This is a genomic window from Butyrivibrio sp. VCD2006 (assembly GCF_000423925.1).
Lineage (GTDB): Bacteria > Bacillota > Clostridia > Lachnospirales > Lachnospiraceae > Butyrivibrio.
Window position 1 is genome coordinate 107,296 of the sequence record NZ_KE384108.1, and the last position, 17,511, is coordinate 124,806.

16 protein-coding genes and 1 pseudogene are annotated in these 17,511 nt (G+C 41.3%); 11 read left to right on the forward strand and 6 right to left on the reverse strand.

The window, feature by feature from the left end:
• Together G586_RS26745 and G586_RS24170 are read right to left on the reverse strand one after the other, a co-directional pair.
• A pseudogene (locus G586_RS26745) lies at positions 1 to 602 on the reverse strand (hypothetical protein); the annotation flags it as partial.
• Between the two features lie 171 nt (positions 603 to 773).
• The gene (locus G586_RS24170; protein ID WP_051204965.1) at positions 774 to 1,460 is read right to left on the reverse strand and encodes a PD-(D/E)XK nuclease domain-containing protein; all 687 of its coding nucleotides are present in this window, start codon (positions 1,458 to 1,460) and stop codon (positions 774 to 776) included.
• A gap of 120 nt (positions 1,461 to 1,580) precedes the next feature.
• Here G586_RS24170 and G586_RS0119905 point away from each other — a divergent pair, with 120 nt between their 5' ends.
• The 3 genes from G586_RS0119905 to G586_RS0119915 all read left to right on the forward strand — a co-directional run bounded on the left by G586_RS0119905 (position 1,581) and on the right by G586_RS0119915 (position 3,656).
• Complete coding sequence (locus G586_RS0119905; protein WP_026529107.1) at positions 1,581 to 1,874, forward strand: hypothetical protein; 294 nt, start codon at positions 1,581 to 1,583, stop codon at positions 1,872 to 1,874.
• Positions 1,861 to 3,066: a MalY/PatB family protein gene (locus G586_RS0119910; protein WP_035773746.1), complete on the forward strand. Its 1,206-nt coding sequence runs from the start codon at positions 1,861 to 1,863 to the stop codon at positions 3,064 to 3,066. Before G586_RS0119905 ends, G586_RS0119910 begins: the two co-directional genes overlap by 14 nt.
• A gap of 119 nt (positions 3,067 to 3,185) precedes the next feature.
• Positions 3,186 to 3,656: a GAF domain-containing protein gene (locus tag G586_RS0119915; RefSeq protein ID WP_035773748.1), complete on the forward strand. Its 471-nt coding sequence runs from the start codon at positions 3,186 to 3,188 to the stop codon at positions 3,654 to 3,656.
• Between the two features lie 220 nt (positions 3,657 to 3,876).
• On the opposite strand, the gene G586_RS0119920 is transcribed toward G586_RS0119915, so the two are convergent.
• From G586_RS0119920 to G586_RS0119935, 4 genes are all read right to left on the reverse strand, one after another.
• Positions 3,877 to 4,746: a carbohydrate ABC transporter permease gene (locus G586_RS0119920; RefSeq protein ID WP_026529110.1), complete on the reverse strand. Its 870-nt coding sequence runs from the start codon at positions 4,744 to 4,746 to the stop codon at positions 3,877 to 3,879.
• Complete coding sequence (locus tag G586_RS0119925) at positions 4,746 to 5,798, reverse strand: carbohydrate ABC transporter permease (protein WP_026529111.1); 1,053 nt, start codon at positions 5,796 to 5,798, stop codon at positions 4,746 to 4,748. The genes G586_RS0119920 and G586_RS0119925 overlap by 1 nt, the downstream gene beginning before the upstream one ends.
• Positions 5,799 to 5,932: 134 nt before the next feature.
• The gene (locus tag G586_RS0119930) at positions 5,933 to 7,297 is read right to left on the reverse strand and encodes an ABC transporter substrate-binding protein (protein WP_026529112.1); all 1,365 of its coding nucleotides are present in this window, start codon (positions 7,295 to 7,297) and stop codon (positions 5,933 to 5,935) included.
• Positions 7,298 to 7,722: 425 nt separating this feature from the next.
• On the reverse strand, positions 7,723 to 8,733 hold the full coding sequence (locus tag G586_RS0119935; RefSeq protein WP_026529113.1) for a LacI family DNA-binding transcriptional regulator: 1,011 nt from the start codon (positions 8,731 to 8,733) through the stop codon (positions 7,723 to 7,725).
• Positions 8,734 to 8,969: 236 nt separating this feature from the next.
• Here G586_RS0119935 and G586_RS0119940 point away from each other — a divergent pair, with 236 nt between their 5' ends.
• From G586_RS0119940 to rplT, 8 genes are all read left to right on the forward strand, one after another.
• Complete coding sequence (locus G586_RS0119940) at positions 8,970 to 9,944, forward strand: hypothetical protein (protein WP_330363302.1); 975 nt, start codon at positions 8,970 to 8,972, stop codon at positions 9,942 to 9,944.
• A gap of 23 nt (positions 9,945 to 9,967) precedes the next feature.
• Complete coding sequence (locus tag G586_RS0119945) at positions 9,968 to 11,653, forward strand: alpha-amylase family glycosyl hydrolase (protein WP_026529115.1); 1,686 nt, start codon at positions 9,968 to 9,970, stop codon at positions 11,651 to 11,653.
• A gap of 298 nt (positions 11,654 to 11,951) precedes the next feature.
• Positions 11,952 to 13,106 carry an Ig-like domain-containing protein gene (locus tag G586_RS0119950; protein ID WP_026529116.1) on the forward strand — a complete coding sequence of 385 codons (1,155 nt, stop codon included), beginning with the start codon at positions 11,952 to 11,954 and terminating at the stop codon, positions 13,104 to 13,106.
• A 310-nt stretch (positions 13,107 to 13,416) separates the two neighbouring features.
• Positions 13,417 to 14,703, forward strand: a complete 1,287-nt coding sequence (locus tag G586_RS0119955) for an adenylosuccinate synthase (protein ID WP_026529117.1) — start codon at positions 13,417 to 13,419, stop codon at positions 14,701 to 14,703.
• Positions 14,704 to 14,768: 65 nt separating this feature from the next.
• Positions 14,769 to 15,857: an HAD family hydrolase gene (locus tag G586_RS25410; protein WP_051204966.1), complete on the forward strand. Its 1,089-nt coding sequence runs from the start codon at positions 14,769 to 14,771 to the stop codon at positions 15,855 to 15,857.
• Positions 15,858 to 16,099: 242 nt separating this feature from the next.
• Positions 16,100 to 16,633, forward strand: coding sequence for a translation initiation factor IF-3 (infC, locus tag G586_RS0119965; RefSeq protein ID WP_196811659.1), 534 nt, complete (start codon positions 16,100 to 16,102; stop codon positions 16,631 to 16,633).
• A 119-nt stretch (positions 16,634 to 16,752) separates the two neighbouring features.
• On the forward strand, positions 16,753 to 16,953 hold the full coding sequence (gene rpmI, locus G586_RS0119970; protein WP_022760514.1) for a 50S ribosomal protein L35: 201 nt from the start codon (positions 16,753 to 16,755) through the stop codon (positions 16,951 to 16,953).
• 63 nt (positions 16,954 to 17,016) lie between these two features.
• Entirely contained in the window at positions 17,017 to 17,373 is a 357-nt protein-coding gene (gene rplT / locus G586_RS0119975; protein ID WP_022760515.1) for a 50S ribosomal protein L20, read from the forward strand.
• The last annotated feature ends 138 nt before the right edge of the window (positions 17,374 to 17,511 follow it).

Sequence of the window (17,511 nt, forward strand, 5' to 3'; positions counted from 1 at the left end):
TCTATTTTATCAAATTCAGCCTCGAAGTTGAACAGATAAAACGGAATGAGAAAGTAAAGTTCCTTGTCAAGAATATCGTCACAGCTATAGTCTTTCAGCTTCAGAATAGGGACCTGATAGTCTACGTGCTTACTGTCCGGAACATTAACTGTAACAGTCATGAAATTCGGCGTGTTAGCTGTGCTTCTAAGATACAGGATTCTGGATTCGGGAAGATTTACGCTTAGATGATCAGTAGAAAAATCGCTGCTAGCTTTGATTGCAATCTGGACATCATACTCAAACATCCGGATAATCATAGAACCGTCCGACGTGCTCTGGCATTCCAGATGAAAAAGCCTTCTGACTCCGTCGTGTCCTATGATTTCAATTGCGGAGTCTGTGATCTTTTTGTCCTGATTACCGTCACCATGGTTGACAAAGTAGGTGTCATTCAAAGGTTTGACTTTTTCATCCCCGTCATAATTGATATCCGGGAACATCTCATTGATGAGTCTGAGTACCAATTCATTGTGCTCAATCACCAATGTTCTGAAAACATCATCATAAGGAGTGCTGCCGTAAGACAGGTTTTCATTGTTTGTAGATACTTGTTGTTTCATGAATTCCTTTCATTTTGCTTCTTCGGGTAATAAAAGGAAAATCAACTTTGTTACGATAACATACTTTAAGCATATCAGCAACTATGATGCGATAACCGTATATAGTACCATTTACTCGTAAATTATGTATATGGTATCATTTACTCGTAAAATTTCATGAACTTTGGTTAGTTATGTATTCTTTAGTTTAATCTTTGCGGTTTTTCCAAAGAAGGCTATTCCATAAACAATCTGCTTCTCATAGCCATCTAATAACATTTTGTCATATCCATTTTTCTCAATCTGAGCAAGGGCTTCATCGCAATCTGCGTCAAGGTCCGATTCTTTCTTTGACCGTTTGAACTCAAGCAAAAGGTAAGCTCTGTTTGCCTTATCCCTCACACGAAGATTAAGCCTTCCTAGCCAAGCTTCATCGTTGGAGTCAGGCGAAAAACCTCTGGCTGAAAAAATCCCGTTCAACATTCCATGATAGTACTCTTCGCCATAATCAAAGTAGCTGATGGAATTCCACAATATATCAGAAAGCATTTTTGAAGCTGTCTCTGAATCCTTGTTCCACATAGCTGTAACGAAGTCATCCACTTTTGAAGTATCCAGCGTTTTTTCAAACCGCTTAACAACAACATCCTTGAACAAATCCGCTATCTCAGCATTAGGTATCCTAAGCTTTATCTTGTCTTTTGTCCCTGTCTCATCTGCCTTGGAAACATAACCTGTCATAAGAAGGACACTCCATAGATTTTTCTCAGAGTCAGAGATGTTGTCATAAGTCAGTTCATCACAAACAGATTCTGTTATAGATCCACCATTAAGTAGTCTTTCAAATTTATCAGATACATCAAATTTACTATGGCCCACAAATTCATCCAAAATAGAGTTTGAACTTGTATCGTCACAGGCTATAGTCTTTCAGTTTCAGAATAGTATGCTATAATCAAATTTCACAGTAGTAAGATATTTTGGTGGGGGTGATTATCTATGACAATCGGAGAGATTTTACAGGAACAGATAGATAAGATATATGGATTTCAGGTAGGAAAGTCGAGCGGGAGCGTGCTTATTCCTGCCTTTCTTGGGGATTTCAGGAATGTCCTTGATAAGTGCGATCTTGGCGTGATTGTATCTGAAGAATATATGACGGAAGATAAGAAGATGCATCTTGTCTTTAAGGGACAGCGCCTCATGGGAGCTAAAGGCTATGACTATGTTATACAGTCATGCCTGTGCAATGGAGCAGATCTTATTAAGGGAGGATGCGATGTACGATTTTAAGACATGCCCGGACAGGCGTAATGCAAACTCATACAAATACAATGATATGTTAAAGAGAAATCCTGATGTTCCTGAAGGAATTATTCCTTTTTCAGTTGCAGATATGGAATTTAAGAATGCTCCTGAGATTGCAGAAGGTCTAAAGGAATATCTTGATGAAAACGTGCTTGGATACACTGCACCATCAAAAGCATTCCTTGATTCAATCAAGGGCTGGCTCGAAAAGCGCCACAACTACAAAATCGAGAAGGAGTGGATACAGCTCTCTGACGGAGTTGTTCCTGCACTGGGCGATTTTATCAGAGCCATGACCAAGGAAGGAGACGGCGTCATTATTCTATCGCCTGTCTATTATCCTTTTAAGAAGTCAATTCTTTTAAATAACCGAAAAGTGGTTGAGGTTGATCTTATAAACAATGCAGAAAACTCTGCGGATTTAGATGGACATACGAGCGCATATTCTATTGATTTTGAAGCTCTTGAAGTTGCTGCCTCAGATAAAAACACAACACTCATCATATTCTGTAACCCACACAATCCTGTGGGACGCGTGTGGACCAGGGAGGAGCTTCGCAGGGTCTATAACATTTGCGTAAAGCATGATGTTTTCATAGTTGATGACGAGATTCACAATGATCTGATCATGCCGGGCTATGAGCATACCGTGATGGGAGCCGTGGCCGAGGATGCAGGGAAGCATATGGGAATCTGCATAGCGCCGAGTAAATCCTTCAACCTTGCGGGAATGCAGACTTCCGCGGTAATTATACAGGACCCGGAAGTCAGAAAGGCCTTCGACGATTCAAGATTCAAGGGATACCGCGGCGCGACTAATGCCCTTGGAATGGAAGCCTGCAGGATTGCATACACTAGGTGTGAGAAGTGGCTGGATGAATGCGTCGATGTCATCCATGAAAACGCCATCTATTTTACCAAGTTCATGAACGAGCACTTTCCCGAAATCAGGATATATCCGCTTGAAGGAACCTACCTTATCTGGTGCGATTTTCGTGCATGGGGAATGGATACTGATGAACTTGAACATTTCATGACTCATGAAGCATTTCTCTTCACGGATGAGGGATATCTTTTCGGTGACGCAGGAAAAGGTTTCGAGCGTTTCAATCTTGCCTGTCCCAAGCACATTCTAGAGGATGCTCTTAACAGACTACTTGAGGCAAGAAGACAGTAATATGACGTTTGAGATTGTCAGCTGTTTTTTGTATTAAAAGATTAGATTGCGCAAAATGAAAATCGACAATATAATAAAATAGTTTTTAATCTTACATATAATTTGAGGAGAATAGAATAATGGCATTATCGAGTTATGTAGAAGCAGTTATAGATAAGAAGGATTGGTACATCACAAATCTGTCCAACGTGGCAGCTTGCCTTTGGCAGCAGATGGAGGATGTAAGTTGGGTAGGTTTCTACCTTATAACAGATAAGAACGATATAGAGAAGGAACTCATCCTCGGTCCTTTTCAGGGTAAAGTCGCCTGCACACACATCGCTATAGGCAAAGGTGTCTGCGGCGTGTCAGCAGCAGAGGACAAGACACTCATCGTTCCCGATGTCTCAAAGTTTGCCGGCTACATCGCCTGCGACAGCGAAGCCCGCTCCGAGATCGTAGTACCGCTTCGCGACGCTTCCGGCAAAGTCATTGGAGTCCTCGACATCGACAGCAACACAGAAGGCCGCTTCACCGAACCAAACGACGAATCCCGCGACCTTGAAGAATGCGCAAGACTTATCTCTGAGATCATCCCCGCAAAACTCTGATACCTTGATTCTTCACACACATGACATTTACTTTAATTAATAGATGGCAGATTACTGAGAAATGGTGTTTGGAAGACTGCGCGTGAATGATAATTTTTTGAATAGACAGGTTTGGACCCATGCTCCTTTTCATAATGGACAAACCGTCAAAACACAAAACAATACCGCCCCCGGCAGTGGCGAACTGCCGGGGGCGGTTATTAAAATGGAATGGGTGTTATTAGCCTTTTACAGCACCTTCGATCATACCTTCCATAATCTGCTTCTGAGCGATAAGGAACAGGATGATCATAGGCAGGATTGCAAGAAGTGCAGCTGCCAGAATCAGATTCCACTGCTTAACGTAAGAACCTACGAAAGCCTGAACCGCAACGGGAAGAGTCTTAACGGGACCATTCTGACCAAGCATCATTGAAGGCAGAAGATAATCGTTCCAGATCCACATACCGTTCAGGATTGTAACTGTTGTAATAACAGGTGTAAGAAGAGGGAAGATAATCTTGAAAAATACCTGCTCGGGTGAGCATCCGTCAATTGATGCTGCTTCTTCAAGATCAAAAGGAATTCCCTTTATAAATCCTACAAGAATGAATACTGTCATGGCACCACCGAATCCGAGATATGCAAAAACGATACCGGGTACGGACTTAAGCATCGGGATACCAATGAACTTTCCTACATCTCTGAAGGTAGAGATAAGAGGAAGCATAACTACCTGGAAAGGAATGATCATTGATGCGATGAATGTGAAGTAGATCACATTTGACCATACAGTCTTGTTACGGCAGATAACCCATGCAGCCATTGCTCCAAAAAGAGCAAGAAGAGCAAGAGAGAGTACAGTTATAAGTGCTGAATAACCGAATGTCTGCCAGAATGTAAAACTACTATTATTAATAACATCACTTAAGTTTCTTGTAAGCTTTGCGAAAGATGCACCGTTAAGTCCAATAGGATTAGAGGTGATCTCATTAGCATCCTTGAAGGAGTTGATAACTACAAGGAAGAAAGGGAACAGCACATATGCTGCGATTATAATTGCAATAATGAAGCGAATTACTACATTTGAAGTTTTTTCCTTTGTATGCATTATAATTCAACCTCCTTCTTATTAGATATGCGAACCTGCAAAATGGAGACACAAGCCAGGATAATGAAGAACAATACGGCTTTTGCCTGGCCGAGTGCGTAATTGTTCTTGATAACAGCTGTGTTATAGATGTTAAGAGCAAGCATCTCGGTACCATTTGTGAGGTATTGACCAAAGATATCTACTGATCCTTTACCATTAGTAAGTGCAAGGTTTACATCGAACTGCTTGAATGCACTTGTAAGTGTAAGGAATGTGCAAATTGTAATTGTAGGAGCGATCATGGGAATCTTTATCTCAAAAAGAGTCTGCATGGGATTGGCTCCATCGATAGCGGATGCTTCAAGTACATCTCCGGGGATAGTATTAAGACCTGTAATGTAGATGAGCATTATGTAACCGGCGTACTGCCAGATGTAAACGATGATAACTGCAAGGAACGCGGTGCCTGTATCAGCGATCATTGAGTACTTTGTTTTGAACACCTCAGTAACTACATTACTGAATATGAACTGCCATATATAGCCAAGTACGATACCACCGATAAGGTTAGGAAGGAAGTATGCTGCTCTGAAAAATCCAAGGCCTTTGATCTTTGAGGTGCAAAGAAGAGCAAGCAGGAATGCTACCAGGTTAACCATTATCATGTTGCATACAACAAACAAGAATGTTAAGAAAATTGACCAGAGAAAACTGGGCTGTGTAAACATGCTTGTGTAATTTTCAAGTCCAACAGAATTTCTTACTCTGATGCCATCCCAATCAGTAAAGGAATATCCGATACCAAGGAAGAGAGGGATGATAACCGTTACTGCAAAAGCGAACAGAAGCGGGAATAAGAATAAAATGTTAATAATAGTTCTGTGATGTTTAAGAGTGGGGAAGTAATATAGTCCCAACACAATACCTATAATACCAATAATAAGTGTCGCGCCACGGAAAGACGCACCTGATTTTGAAAAGTCTAAAATCAGAGACCAAATCAGTAACCCAAGCCCGGCAATCAGGCATAGAAGTGATAGTACACTTTTGGATGCAGAAGGTGTTTTCATACAAAATCTCCTTTTTAGCTGGATGCCTAGAAATACATTTAAGTAAATGAGTTAAATAGTTTTTTTAAAGAAATTACCTTTTAGATAAATCGGGCAGAGCATGTGCTCTGCCCGATAACTTGGTTGAAAATCAATTATTCAGCGTAGTAACCCTTGATTACTGCAGAAATCTTTGATACGAACTCGTCAGCGTCTGCGATAGAACCCTTTGCATAATCTGCAAATACCTGACATGTCTCGTTCTGAAGACCATCCTTCTTAAGCATTGTGTGCCATCCGCTGTAGTTACCAGCATCGATGTAGCTCTTCATGCTCTTGTAGAAAGGATTTGTAGCTTCATACTGGCAATCATCGAAAGGAGATACAAGACCAGCCTTGTTTACAAGGATATCCTGAGCTGAATCGCCTGCGCACCAGTTGAAGAATGCCTTAGCAGCGTCAACGTTGCCGTCCTTATATGCTACCCAGTATGACGGAGGTCCAGCGATGATTGTGTTGATGCCATCCTCAAATGCATAAGGAGCAAAACCAACTTCGAATGTAACGTCAGCAGGAGAAGTTACACACCAGTTACCCTGTGTGATGAATGCAAACTTGCCATCCTTGAATCCTGCAACCTGCTCATCATATGTTCCGTCTACAAGGAGGTGATCCTTGTCAGAATACTGATTCATCATGCCGATGAATTCAGCGAACTTCTTCATTCTTGCCTCATCGATTGTGCCGCCATCGTTAAGCATATCGATGTATGTTGTGTCGTCAGCCTTAAGACCTGCGTCAAGATACTGACCAAATACGTGTGTACCTGAAGACCAGCCAAGGTTTGTAGGCTCTGCACACCAGCCAAATACAGCTGTAAGTCCAAGCTCATCCTTCTTAGCATCGATCTTCTCACAAGCTTCCTGCCATGCAGCGGGAGATGTAAGAGAAGAAGGATCTACATCACACTGTGCGAGGATGTCAGCATTGTAACCAAGTGCTGTTGCCTCAACTGTGTAAGGGAATCCGATTGTTCCCATGTTGTCGTTTACAAGTTCGAAACCAGTCTTGTCTGTCCAAGCTTCGCCAGCGAGATCTGCAAGCATGCCGTCCCATGTAGCTGCCTGGTTAGCCTCGATTACGAAGATGTCAGGCATGTTGTCAGCCTGGTACATTTTCTTAAGCTCATCGCCTGCGCTTGTGTCACCACCGATTGTCTCGATGACAACTTCTGCACCTGTCTCGGTCTTGTAAAGCTCAGCGAGCTCTTTGAGCTGATCGTTGATCTCAGGCTTACCGTTAAGAAGACGGATAGCACCAGCTGAAGCTGTTGTATCAGCAGATGTGTCTGCTGTAGTTTCTGTTGTCTCTGTTGTCTCTGTTGTCTCTGTTGTGTCAGCGGCTGCCTCTGTGGACTCAGCTGTGTCTGCGGATGTGTTAGAACTTGAGCTGCCACCGCAAGCTGCTAAGCTAAGAACCATTGTTCCAGCCAGAAGAACTGATAATACTTTCTTTTTCATGTTACCCTCCTTGAAATTGTGCACTTTGCCAATCAACTATGTGAATTGACGTTTACTTTTGCGCATAAGTTTTATGCTAAGACAAAAATATCACGATAATCTAATTTAATCAAGTAAAAAATTCATTAACTTTTTAGAAACTGTCTAACCTTATGCGCAAAAGCTGATAAAAACTGGGTTTGAGAATACACAGAATAAAAATTCAGAGAAATTCATAGATAATCATAGATAATCATAAAGAAAGCCCCTCATCCGCCCTTCGGGCACCTTCCCCCCAAGGGGAAGGCTTTAACTTTTGCCAGCCTTCCCCCCAAGGGGAAGGCTTTAACTTTTGCCAGCCTTCCCCCCCAAGGGGAAGGCTTTAACTTTTGCCAGCCTTCCCCTTGGGGGGAAGGTGGCGCCGAAGGCGACGGATGAGGGGGCTATTAAATTTGCTTTATTGTATCACGGATGATTAACCTGGTTGGAAGTTGTACCTGCTTTGGTACATTTTCACCCTTGATACGTTTTAACAGAATATCTGTTGCCACAACACCTTTTTCCTTAACATCCTGATGTACTGTAGACAGGGAAGGGCGGTGCAATTGTCCAAGTATTGTATCATCGAAACCGGCAATGGAGATATCATCCGGAACCCTGACACCACGATCGCTTAGTGCTGTCATAAGCTGTACCGCATACAGGTCTGATACGCACATTATCGCATCAAAGTTTGTTGCACGGTCGCAGAGTTCGTTTAGTGATTCTGCCAGTTCATCGCTTCTTGGCTTTATCTTGAAAAACCAGTTGTCTTCAAACTCGATGTTGTTAGCTTCAAGTGCCCGTTTATATCCTGAGTATCTCGCAAAATCGACGCCATTAAGGTTGTCGGAAAGGAATGCAATCCTGCGATGCCCCTGACTTATCATGTAATTAACCATCTCAAAGCATCCCTTGTCGTCATCAAGTCCGACGTTTGTAAAATGCTTCAGTCCCTCGATACTGTAAGTGTCGATGCATACGATGGGTTTTTTGTAGCGTTCGCTGACACGAATACCGTCATCACCAATCATTCCGAAGAGGAGAAGACCGTCTACATTCCAGGTTGATACGTGACGCATGATTTCATCTGTGTCTCTTGAAATATAGAGCATCATGAAATATCCTGCATTACGGATTGATTCCTCAATGCCACCGATGAGCTCGGATACGAAAGGATCCATTAGCAGATTTTCGTATTTGTCTGCTCTCGCTTTAAGAGCAACTCCGATAATCTTCGATTCATTTTGGGCAAGATTTCTTGCGTTGATGTTTGGAACATAATCGACTTTTTTGAGATAGTCCTCAACGATTTTAATCGTTGCATCAGAGACTTCTCCGGTCTTGCCATGAATGACATTGGATACGGTAGTTGTGCTCATATTCAGCTCTTTCGCAATTTCTTTAATCGTGATCATGAAAAATGAGCTCCCCAAAAATTATTCTTTACAAACCAAAAAATTTGGATATAGTGTAAAAATAGCACGGCGGAAAATCGGTTGTCAAAAAATAAAAATGCACTTATTCATAAGAAATCAAGCAACTCGACTTGTGTACGAAATTACGTTTACTGTATGAAAAATCCCGAATTTAAGCCGTTTTTAAAAATTAGTAACTAAATATTATTCTATTTATCTATTGAAAGGAACTACAAATGAATAAAAACTACGGTAAAATCGCAAAAAAGCAACCCGTAACTGAGGAGATGGTACAGAGGCTCTCAGCTTCCGAGATCAGTATTCCTTCTGATATTCCTCATGGTGATATGCCGGGAGACAAGATTGAAATTGGCGATAGTCATATTGCCAAAGCTAAGACGATTTTCCCTATTTTATTAGAAGAGCTTTCAAAGGTTACATCAACGAATCCTTACGGAAGAGCAGTAGTAACTGTTTGCGGCGGATCAGGTGTAGGTAAGTCTGAGATTGCTTCACTTCTTTCATATATGCTTGAGCAGTCCGGAATCGGAAGCTACACAATGTCAGGTGACAATTATCCTCACCGTATTCCTATGTATAACGATGCTGAGAGACTTCATACTTTCAGACAGTGCGCAATCCGCGGTATGGTTGATGGCGGTGCAATGAATGCTGAAAACTTAAAGCAGGTGCAGATCTGGCAGGAGCAGGGAGATGATGCAAATGCAGATCATGTAAAAGAAAATCCCTGGTTTTCTTCTTATCTTGAAGCCGGTAAGAAAGGTCTTTCAGAGTATCTTGGTACACCCGCAGAGACAGATTTTGCTGAGGTTGACAGTATCCTTGCTGCATTCAAGGACGGAGCTGACAAGCTCTGGCTTAAGAGAATGGGTAGAGATGAAACTCAGCTTTGGTACGACGAAGTTGATATGACCGGTAAGCAGGTTCTTATTATAGAGTGGACACACGGCAACACAGATTGCATGCAGGAGGTTGACATTCCGATCCTTCTTAACAGTACGCCTCAGGAGACACTTGAGCACAGAAGAAGCCGTGCCCGCGATGGCAAGGTTGACAGCCCGTTCACAATGATGGTTCTTGAGCTTGAGCAGAATAAACTTATGGCTCAGGCACACAAGGCTAAGATTATTGTAAGTAAGCAGGGGGAAATTATAAGCTACGATGAATATAAGAAGCTTATGAATTTGTAATGAGGGGATAGAAAGGAATAAGAATGAGTAAATTTGTAGATAACGGACCTATGCTGAATGCCTATCCGGACAGCTGTGGAGGGACTCTTGGCGACATCGTCACCATGCTTGAAAAGGACGAATTAAAGGACACCTTTAGTTCTTTCTACATCCTTCCGAGTATTTACAACACGGACTTGGACAGAGGATTTTCTGTAATTGATTATGGCATTAACGAGGAGCTTGGCTCCAAGGAAGACCTTGACAGGCTTCGTGCACTTGGCATTGATCTTAAGCTTGATTTTATCCTGAACCATGCTTCAGTTCTGTCACCTCAGTTTCAGGATCTTCTGAAAAATGGTGAGAATTCCAAGTATGCAGACTTTTTCATAAACTGGAATAAGTTCTGGGAAGGCTGCGGCGAGATGACGGAAGAGGGTTACATACAGCCTGATGAGAAATATATAAAGGATATGTTTTTCAGAAAGCCCGGACTTCCTATACTTATGGTGCGCATGCCTGATGGCAAGGAGATTCCTTATTGGAACACCTTCTATCAGGAGGTTCAGTACAGAAGACCTGATGCGCAGGATATTATAAATGCTGTGTGGGAGTTTGAAGGTGAATGCTCAGAAAGACTTCAGTACATGACCGCAGAGAGAATTGCCAAGATTGTTTGCACTGCACTTGATGAGGGTAAGAAACCGGAAGAAATTGACTTTGGAAAGTATACGAAATATCGTTTAGCAGTTCTGAATTTCCTTGCAAACGGAAGAAAGTATTTGGGACAGATGGACCTCAATATTAAGTCCGATTTGGTATGGGAACATTATGAGAATACTCTTAAGGCACTTTCAGGTTACGGGGCAGCAATCGTAAGACTTGATGCTTTTGCATATGCACCGAAGGAACCCGGAAAGAAGAACTTCCTTAATGAGCCTGACACATGGGATGTACTTGAAAAGGTAAGAGCTCTTGCGGATAAGAACAGCTTGAGACTTCTTCCTGAGATTCATGACAGCTATGGAGCAGGTATATATGAGAAGGTTGCAGGTAAGGGTTACATGACCTACGACTTCTTCCTTCCCGGACTTCTTATTTATGCAATGGAGCAGCATAGTGGTGAGTTTCTTGCACGCTGGGCAAAGGAGCTTATGGATAAAAACATCCGTGTTGTTAATATGCTTGGCTGTCACGATGGAATTCCGGTACTGGATCTTAAGGGACTTATTCCTGATGAAGAGATAGAGCAGCTTATCAGCACTATTGTTGGAAGAGGCGGCCTTGTTAAAAATCTTCACGGACAGAAGAATATGTATTACCAGGTTAACTCTACTTATTACAGTGCTCTCGGAGCAGATGATAAGAAGATGCTTTTTGCAAGAGCAGTTCAGATGTTCATGCCCGGTAAGCCTCAGGTATGGTACCTTGATCTTTTTGCAGGCGAGAATGATTACGCAGCTGTTGAGAGAGCAGGTGCCGGCGGACATAAGGAAATCAACCGCACAAATCTTTCAAATGAAGATATTGCCGAAATGCTTAAGAAGCCTGTTGTTCAGAAGCAGCTTGACCTTTTAAGACTTCGAAATACAAATCCTGCATTCGGATTTGATGCAAATCTTAGTCTTGAGCAGGATGGCTCTGCTCTTACATTCACCTGGGAAAATAACGGAAGTAAGATTTCTCTTAAGGCTGATTTTGCGACTTACGATTATGAGATTATTGAGTGATTCGTTTATAAAACGATCAGATAGTCTTTACTATTCGTAGTTTCTGTTTTGAAATTGAAAAGTATAGTAGATATACGTAAAAGCGGACGTTTTGTCCGCTTTTTTTCGTATAAATTTTAATTTATTTTTTATAACAAAAAAATAATAATGAACACTTAAATAATTCACTACTTATTAATATATTGATTATTTTTCTATCAATTATATTTATATGTTGCGAGTACAATTACTCTAACAAATATGATTTCTCATATTTCCTTTGAAAAAAAGGAAATATGGGGGAGGATAGGGGGTGACTATGAGAGTGTCTATTCGCAAGCTGGTAAAAAAGGCATCGGTGCTTTTGTTTGCTATGCTTATTTTTTTTCAAATGGTTCCCTTTGAAAACATAATGAGAGTAAAAGCTGCTCAGGTTGGAGACGTGATTGAGGTTGAAACATCAGAAGATGATGAGGAGTTTTCTGAAGAGGATGAAGTGGAAATAGAAGTTGAGGAAGAGGAGGATGATGAGACCGCAGATACAGCTTCGCAGGATGCAGGAACTTCCTCAGGGAATACACAAGGCCAGACTCAGACCTCTCAGAATGATGCACAGAGTCAGGATACTTCGCAAATAAAAAAACAGGATTCTCAGGATTCAGAGAAAAAAACCGAAAATGCTAAGAAATATCATAGAAAACTGACCTGTGAGGTTTCATCGGAAAAGCCCAAATATTATGACAAAATGTCAATTGGTGATGACCTCAGGGTAACCGTAAAAGCAAATAAAAAGAAGATAAAGAACAGATATCTCAGCTTTTCATCAAATAAACGGTCAGTTGCCACAGTGACAGAAGATGGTGTGATAACTGCAAAGAAGAACGGAACGGCAAGAATAAAGATTGTAAATAAGAAAAAGAAATCCCAGAAATGCTTCATATATATTACTGTAGCAAAGAGCTCTGTAAGGACTTTATTTATAGGAGATTCAAGGACTGTTGATCTTTTTTCGGGAACAGCTGAATGCATTCTTGGCGAAGTGCATAACGATGTAGTTGTCTGTGCCTTCAATGGAGGAAAGATTACCTTCCTTAAGGAAGTGATAAATCACAGCGACCTTAATGACTATGATACGATTATTACATGGATGGGATGCAACGATTATGGTGCATTCAAACCATATTCGAGTGCATATAGCAAGCTGATGGCAAAGAAAAAGAAGCTTGTTTTATGTTCTGTAGGACCTACAAGCTTTGGCTATCTTGATGAAGGAGGGCAGGCGCTGTTTAATGACAGGGTTATAAGCAGCTTTAATGTACAGCTTAAAACCTGGGCTGATAAGAAAAAAGTAAAAACTGTTCCGATGTATGAATATGTAAGCAAGAATGTTACCATAGATTCAAAGGATGGCGTTCATTATTCGCCTAAACCGAATAAGCCAATGTGGAATTATATATTGGATAGCGCGGAATAGTACAGGGAAAACTATTTTTGGGGTGGGGAACTTAATATGAAAATATTGATATAATCAGCAAAAACAGGAATGTGATTTTTTGTTTTTGCTGATTTTTTATAATTTACTTATTAATAATTATGTAGTATATTATCATGTGGTTATTCAATTTGAAGAAGGCGCCTTACGTGATTTTTATCGCGTTTAGTGCTGACTATACAAGTTATCCGGAGAGCATTTTGAATCCGGGGTGCTTATTGAGAAGAGTTTATCGGTATTTTTCAAAGCTTGTGAATATATCGGTAGCCATGTAACAGAATGGAGAATTAAAATGGTTAAAGCAGTAGTTGGAGCAAACTGGGGAGACGAAGGAAAAGGTAAGATCACAGACATGATGGCTGATCAGGCCGATGTGGTTGTACGTTTTCAGGGAGGCGCGAACGCAGGTCATACTATCGTTAATGAATATGGCAAGTTTGCTCTGCACACACTTCCTTCAGGTGTTTTCCACCAGAATATTACTAATATAATTGGTAACGGTGTGGCACTTAACATTCCTGTACTTATCGGTGAGCTTAAGTCTGTAACAGATAAGAATGTGCCTCAGCCCAATCTTCTTATTTCAGATCGTTGTCAGATAGTTATGCCTTATCACATACTTTTCGATCAGTATGAAGAAGAGAGACTTGGAGGAAAATCCTTCGGTTCAACAAAGTCAGGTATTGCACCTTTTTATTCCGATAAATATGCTAAGATCGGTTTCCAGGTAAATGAGCTCTTTGATGAGGAGCTTCTTAAGGAAAAGGTTGAGAGAGTTCTTGTAACAAAGAATATCCTTCTTAAGGAACTTTATCATAAGCCTGAGATCAGCCCTGCTGAGCTTCTTGATACACTTCACGAGTGGAGAGATATGGTTAAGCCTTATGTTGCTGATACAGCACTCTTCCTTGAGAATGCGATCAAGAATAATAAGACAATTCTTCTTGAGGGTCAGCTTGGAACAATGAAGGATCCTGATCATGGTATTTACCCCATGGTTACATCTTCATCTACACTTGCAGCTTATGGAGCAATCGGTGCAGGTATCGCACCTTATGAGATAAAGCAGATTGTAGTAGTAAACAAGGCTTATTCATCAGCCGTTGGAGCAGGAGCTTTTACATCTGAGATTTTCGGAGATGAGGCTGACGAGCTCAGAAGACGCGGCGGTGACGGCGGTGAGTACGGCGCAACAACAGGCCGTCCTCGTCGTATGGGTTGGTATGACTGCGTTGCAAGTAAATATGGCTGCAGACTTCAGGGCGCAACAGATGTTGCTTTCACAGTTCTTGATGTACTTGGATATCTTGATGAGATTCCGGTTTGTGTAGGCTATGAGATTGACGGTAAGGTTACTAAGGACTTCCCTGTTACTCATCTTCTTGAGAAGGCTAAGCCTGTATACGAGACTCTTCCCGGATGGAAGACAGATATTCGTGGAATCAAAAAGTATGAAGATCTTCCGGAGAACTGCCGTAAGTATATCGAATTCATTGAGAAGGAGATTGGATATCCGATCACAATGGTATCTAACGGACCGGCAAGAGAAGATATCATCTACCGCGAGAGTACACTTTAATACTAAACTGTCAATGACTCGGAAGTGCGGAGCATTTCCGGGTTATTTTTCTAAGAGGAAATTTTATGGAAAAAAGTCAAAATAATAAGTCCGGTGGTGGCGGTAAAACACCTATAATAAGGCGTGTACTGGCTATACTAGGCATTATTATTCTTCTAGGGGTGAATATTGTCTTTTTTCTGAAAGCAGTAAGGGGAACATTTGACACGACAGGGGCATTTATGACATCAGCAGCATCAACTGTTGCCATACCAATAATTGTCTGGTTGTTCGTGTGGGCTTTTACAGCTGTTACAGGAAAAAGAACCGTAGCCTCCTCAGATCCGTATGGAAAGAATGAGGAAGCTGCCAAGGAAGATACAACAGAAGAAAAGGCAGAAGACAATTCTGAGGAAGAGGAAAGTCAAAAGGAAGATCCTGATAAAATAGACATGGAAGCTTCTATTGCAGAAACAAAGGAAAAGGATTCTGCTGCTACCAAAAAGGAAAGGTCTCCTGCTAAGGCATCCGGCAATGCAAAGAATTTTGGTGACGGAAAGATTGATACGGTCATTTTTGATATTGGCGGAGTTCTGGCTGATTTTTGTTGGGAAGAATTTATTAAAGATAAAGGCTATGTTGAGGACACTGTTGATAAGATAGCTGATGCCAGTATCAGATCAGATGCGTGGAATGAGTTTGACAGAGGAGTTCTGGACACCAATGATGTTATCAAAGAATTTGTGAAAAATGACCCTAATCTTCAGGCTGAGCTCTATGATTGCTTTTCGGATCTTACGGGACTTCTCAGAAAAAGAGAGAGATCAATCCCCTGGATCAAAGCTCTTAAGGCTGCCGGCTACAAAGTCCTGGTGCTCTCTAATTATTCAAAGCAGGCAGAGGATACTAATCCGTTCATGAAGGAATTTCTTGCAGAGGTTGACGGAGGAATTCTTAGTTATAAGGAGCAGATAATCAAGCCTGACAGAAAGATTTATGAACTTATTTGTGATCGTTATGATCTGTATCCGAATAAGTGCGTATTTATTGATGATACTGCGAAAAACGTAGATGCTGCCAGGGAATTTGGCATGAAAGCAATACTGTTTGAGAGTTACGAGCAGGTGGACAGAGAACTGGCCGGAATGGGTGTGACTTATAAAATCAGTGAATAAAAATAAAAAAAGTATTGACACTTATGAAAACTAGGTGTTATATTACTTGAGTATGAAAACAAAGCAGAGGTTTCCACTCTCACCCTGTGGCTTTAGCTTACAGGTGTTAATACAGTTTCGATGCATATTCTGAGTTTCAGATTTAGTGCGTAAGTTATTAGTTTACGAAGCACAGCATAGATAATTGTTAAGTGGATTCCGATGTGAATCCACTTTTTTGTTATACACAGAAACATGTTTCGATTTTATGGAGGTACAAAGCAATTAGCAACAACGATTTATTCATTAATGAACAGATCAGAGACAAAGAAGTTCGCGTGATTGGCATTGATAACGAGCAGCTCGGGGTTATGTCAATTCAGGAAGCAAGAAAGCTTGCTGATGAGGCTGGAGTTGATCTTGTAAAGATTGCACCGAATGCCAAGCCGCCGGTTTGCCGTATTGTTGATTATGGCAAGTTCAAGTATGAGCAGCTCCGTAAGGAGAAGGAAGCTCGTAAGAAGCAGAAGAATGTCGAGATCAAGGAGATAAGACTTTCACCCAATATCGACACTAACGACCTTAATACCAAGGTTAATTCTGCTAAGAAGTTCCTTGAGAAGGGTAACAGAGTTAAGGTTACTTTGAGATTCAGAGGACGTGAGATGGCTCATATGGGAGCAAGCGTGCATATCCTCACAGATTTTGCTGAGGCTCTTGCAGATGTAGCTGTTATTGATAAACAGCCCAAGGTAGAGGGACGTTCCATGACAATGTTCCTTACTGAGAAAAAGTGATGTCTCTTGCTTACGTGGCAAGTTGCATATATAAGTAATTGTTCAGCATAATTTTGGATGATTACGCTGTCCTTTCGGACGGATAATGAAATAATTTACAAGCATAGGAGGATTTAGTTATGCAGCACAAGATGAAAACAAACAGATCTGCTGCCAAGCGTTTCAAGGTAACAGGCACAGGTAAGCTGATCCGTAACAAGGCGTACAAGCGTCACATTCTTACAAAGAAGTCTACAAAGAGAAAGAGAAATCTCAGACAGGCAGCAGTAGTTGACGCTACTAATGTAAAGACAATGAAGAAGATTCTGCCTTACGTTTAATCTTAAGTATTATCGTTAAAAGCAGTACCAATTATTCGAAATTAATTTAGGAGGAAAACCAAAATGGCAAGAATTAAAGGTGGCATGAACGCCAAGAAGAAGCATAAGAGAGTTTTAAAGCTCGCTAAGGGTTATAGAGGCGCTAGATCAAAGCAGTACAGAGTTGCTAAGCAGTCAGTTATGAGAGCACTTACATCAGCATTTGCTGGTCGTAAGCAGAAGAAGAGAGATATGAGATCTCTTTGGATCACACGTATCAACGCAGCAGCTCGTCTTAACGGAATGTCTTATTCAAACCTTATGCACGGTCTTAAGCTTGCAGAGGTTGAGATCAACCGTAAGATGCTCGCTGAGATGGCTGTAAATGATCCTGAAGGATTCAAGACACTTACAGAGATCGCTAAGCAGAAGATTGCATAACAAGATCGATTTTATTTACCACATCATGATTTTACATGATGTGGTTTTTTAGTTTGCGCGCCATGGGCGCACTCTAACAGGTGAAAGTCCTGAACACGCCCAGATAGTGGGAAGTGTATAGCCGAACAGCAAGGGTGT

Bases quoted from the DNA above. Each gene is read 5' to 3' on its own strand.
- rpmI (WP_022760514.1), top strand. From the start codon at position 16,753: ATGCAGCACAAGATGAAAACAAACAGATCTGCTGCCAAGCGTTTCAAG.
- G586_RS0119915 (WP_035773748.1), top strand. From the start codon at position 3,186: ATGGCATTATCGAGTTATGTAGAAGCAGTTATAGATAAGAAGGATTGG.
- G586_RS0119910 (WP_035773746.1), top strand. From the start codon at position 1,861: ATGTACGATTTTAAGACATGCCCGGACAGGCGTAATGCAAACTCATAC.
- G586_RS0119955 (WP_026529117.1), top strand. From the start codon at position 13,417: ATGGTTAAAGCAGTAGTTGGAGCAAACTGGGGAGACGAAGGAAAAGGT.
- G586_RS0119950 (WP_026529116.1), top strand. From the start codon at position 11,952: ATGAGAGTGTCTATTCGCAAGCTGGTAAAAAAGGCATCGGTGCTTTTG.
- G586_RS0119935 (WP_026529113.1), bottom strand. From the start codon at position 8,733: ATGATCACGATTAAAGAAATTGCGAAAGAGCTGAATATGAGCACAACT.
- G586_RS0119905 (WP_026529107.1), top strand. From the start codon at position 1,581: ATGACAATCGGAGAGATTTTACAGGAACAGATAGATAAGATATATGGA.
- G586_RS0119940 (WP_330363302.1), top strand. From the start codon at position 8,970: ATGAATAAAAACTACGGTAAAATCGCAAAAAAGCAACCCGTAACTGAG.
- G586_RS0119945 (WP_026529115.1), top strand. From the start codon at position 9,968: ATGAGTAAATTTGTAGATAACGGACCTATGCTGAATGCCTATCCGGAC.
- G586_RS0119930 (WP_026529112.1), bottom strand. From the start codon at position 7,297: ATGAAAAAGAAAGTATTATCAGTTCTTCTGGCTGGAACAATGGTTCTT.
- G586_RS0119920 (WP_026529110.1), bottom strand. From the start codon at position 4,746: ATGCATACAAAGGAAAAAACTTCAAATGTAGTAATTCGCTTCATTATT.
- G586_RS0119925 (WP_026529111.1), bottom strand. From the start codon at position 5,798: ATGAAAACACCTTCTGCATCCAAAAGTGTACTATCACTTCTATGCCTG.
- G586_RS25410 (WP_051204966.1), top strand. From the start codon at position 14,769: ATGGAAAAAAGTCAAAATAATAAGTCCGGTGGTGGCGGTAAAACACCT.
- rplT (WP_022760515.1), top strand. From the start codon at position 17,017: ATGGCAAGAATTAAAGGTGGCATGAACGCCAAGAAGAAGCATAAGAGA.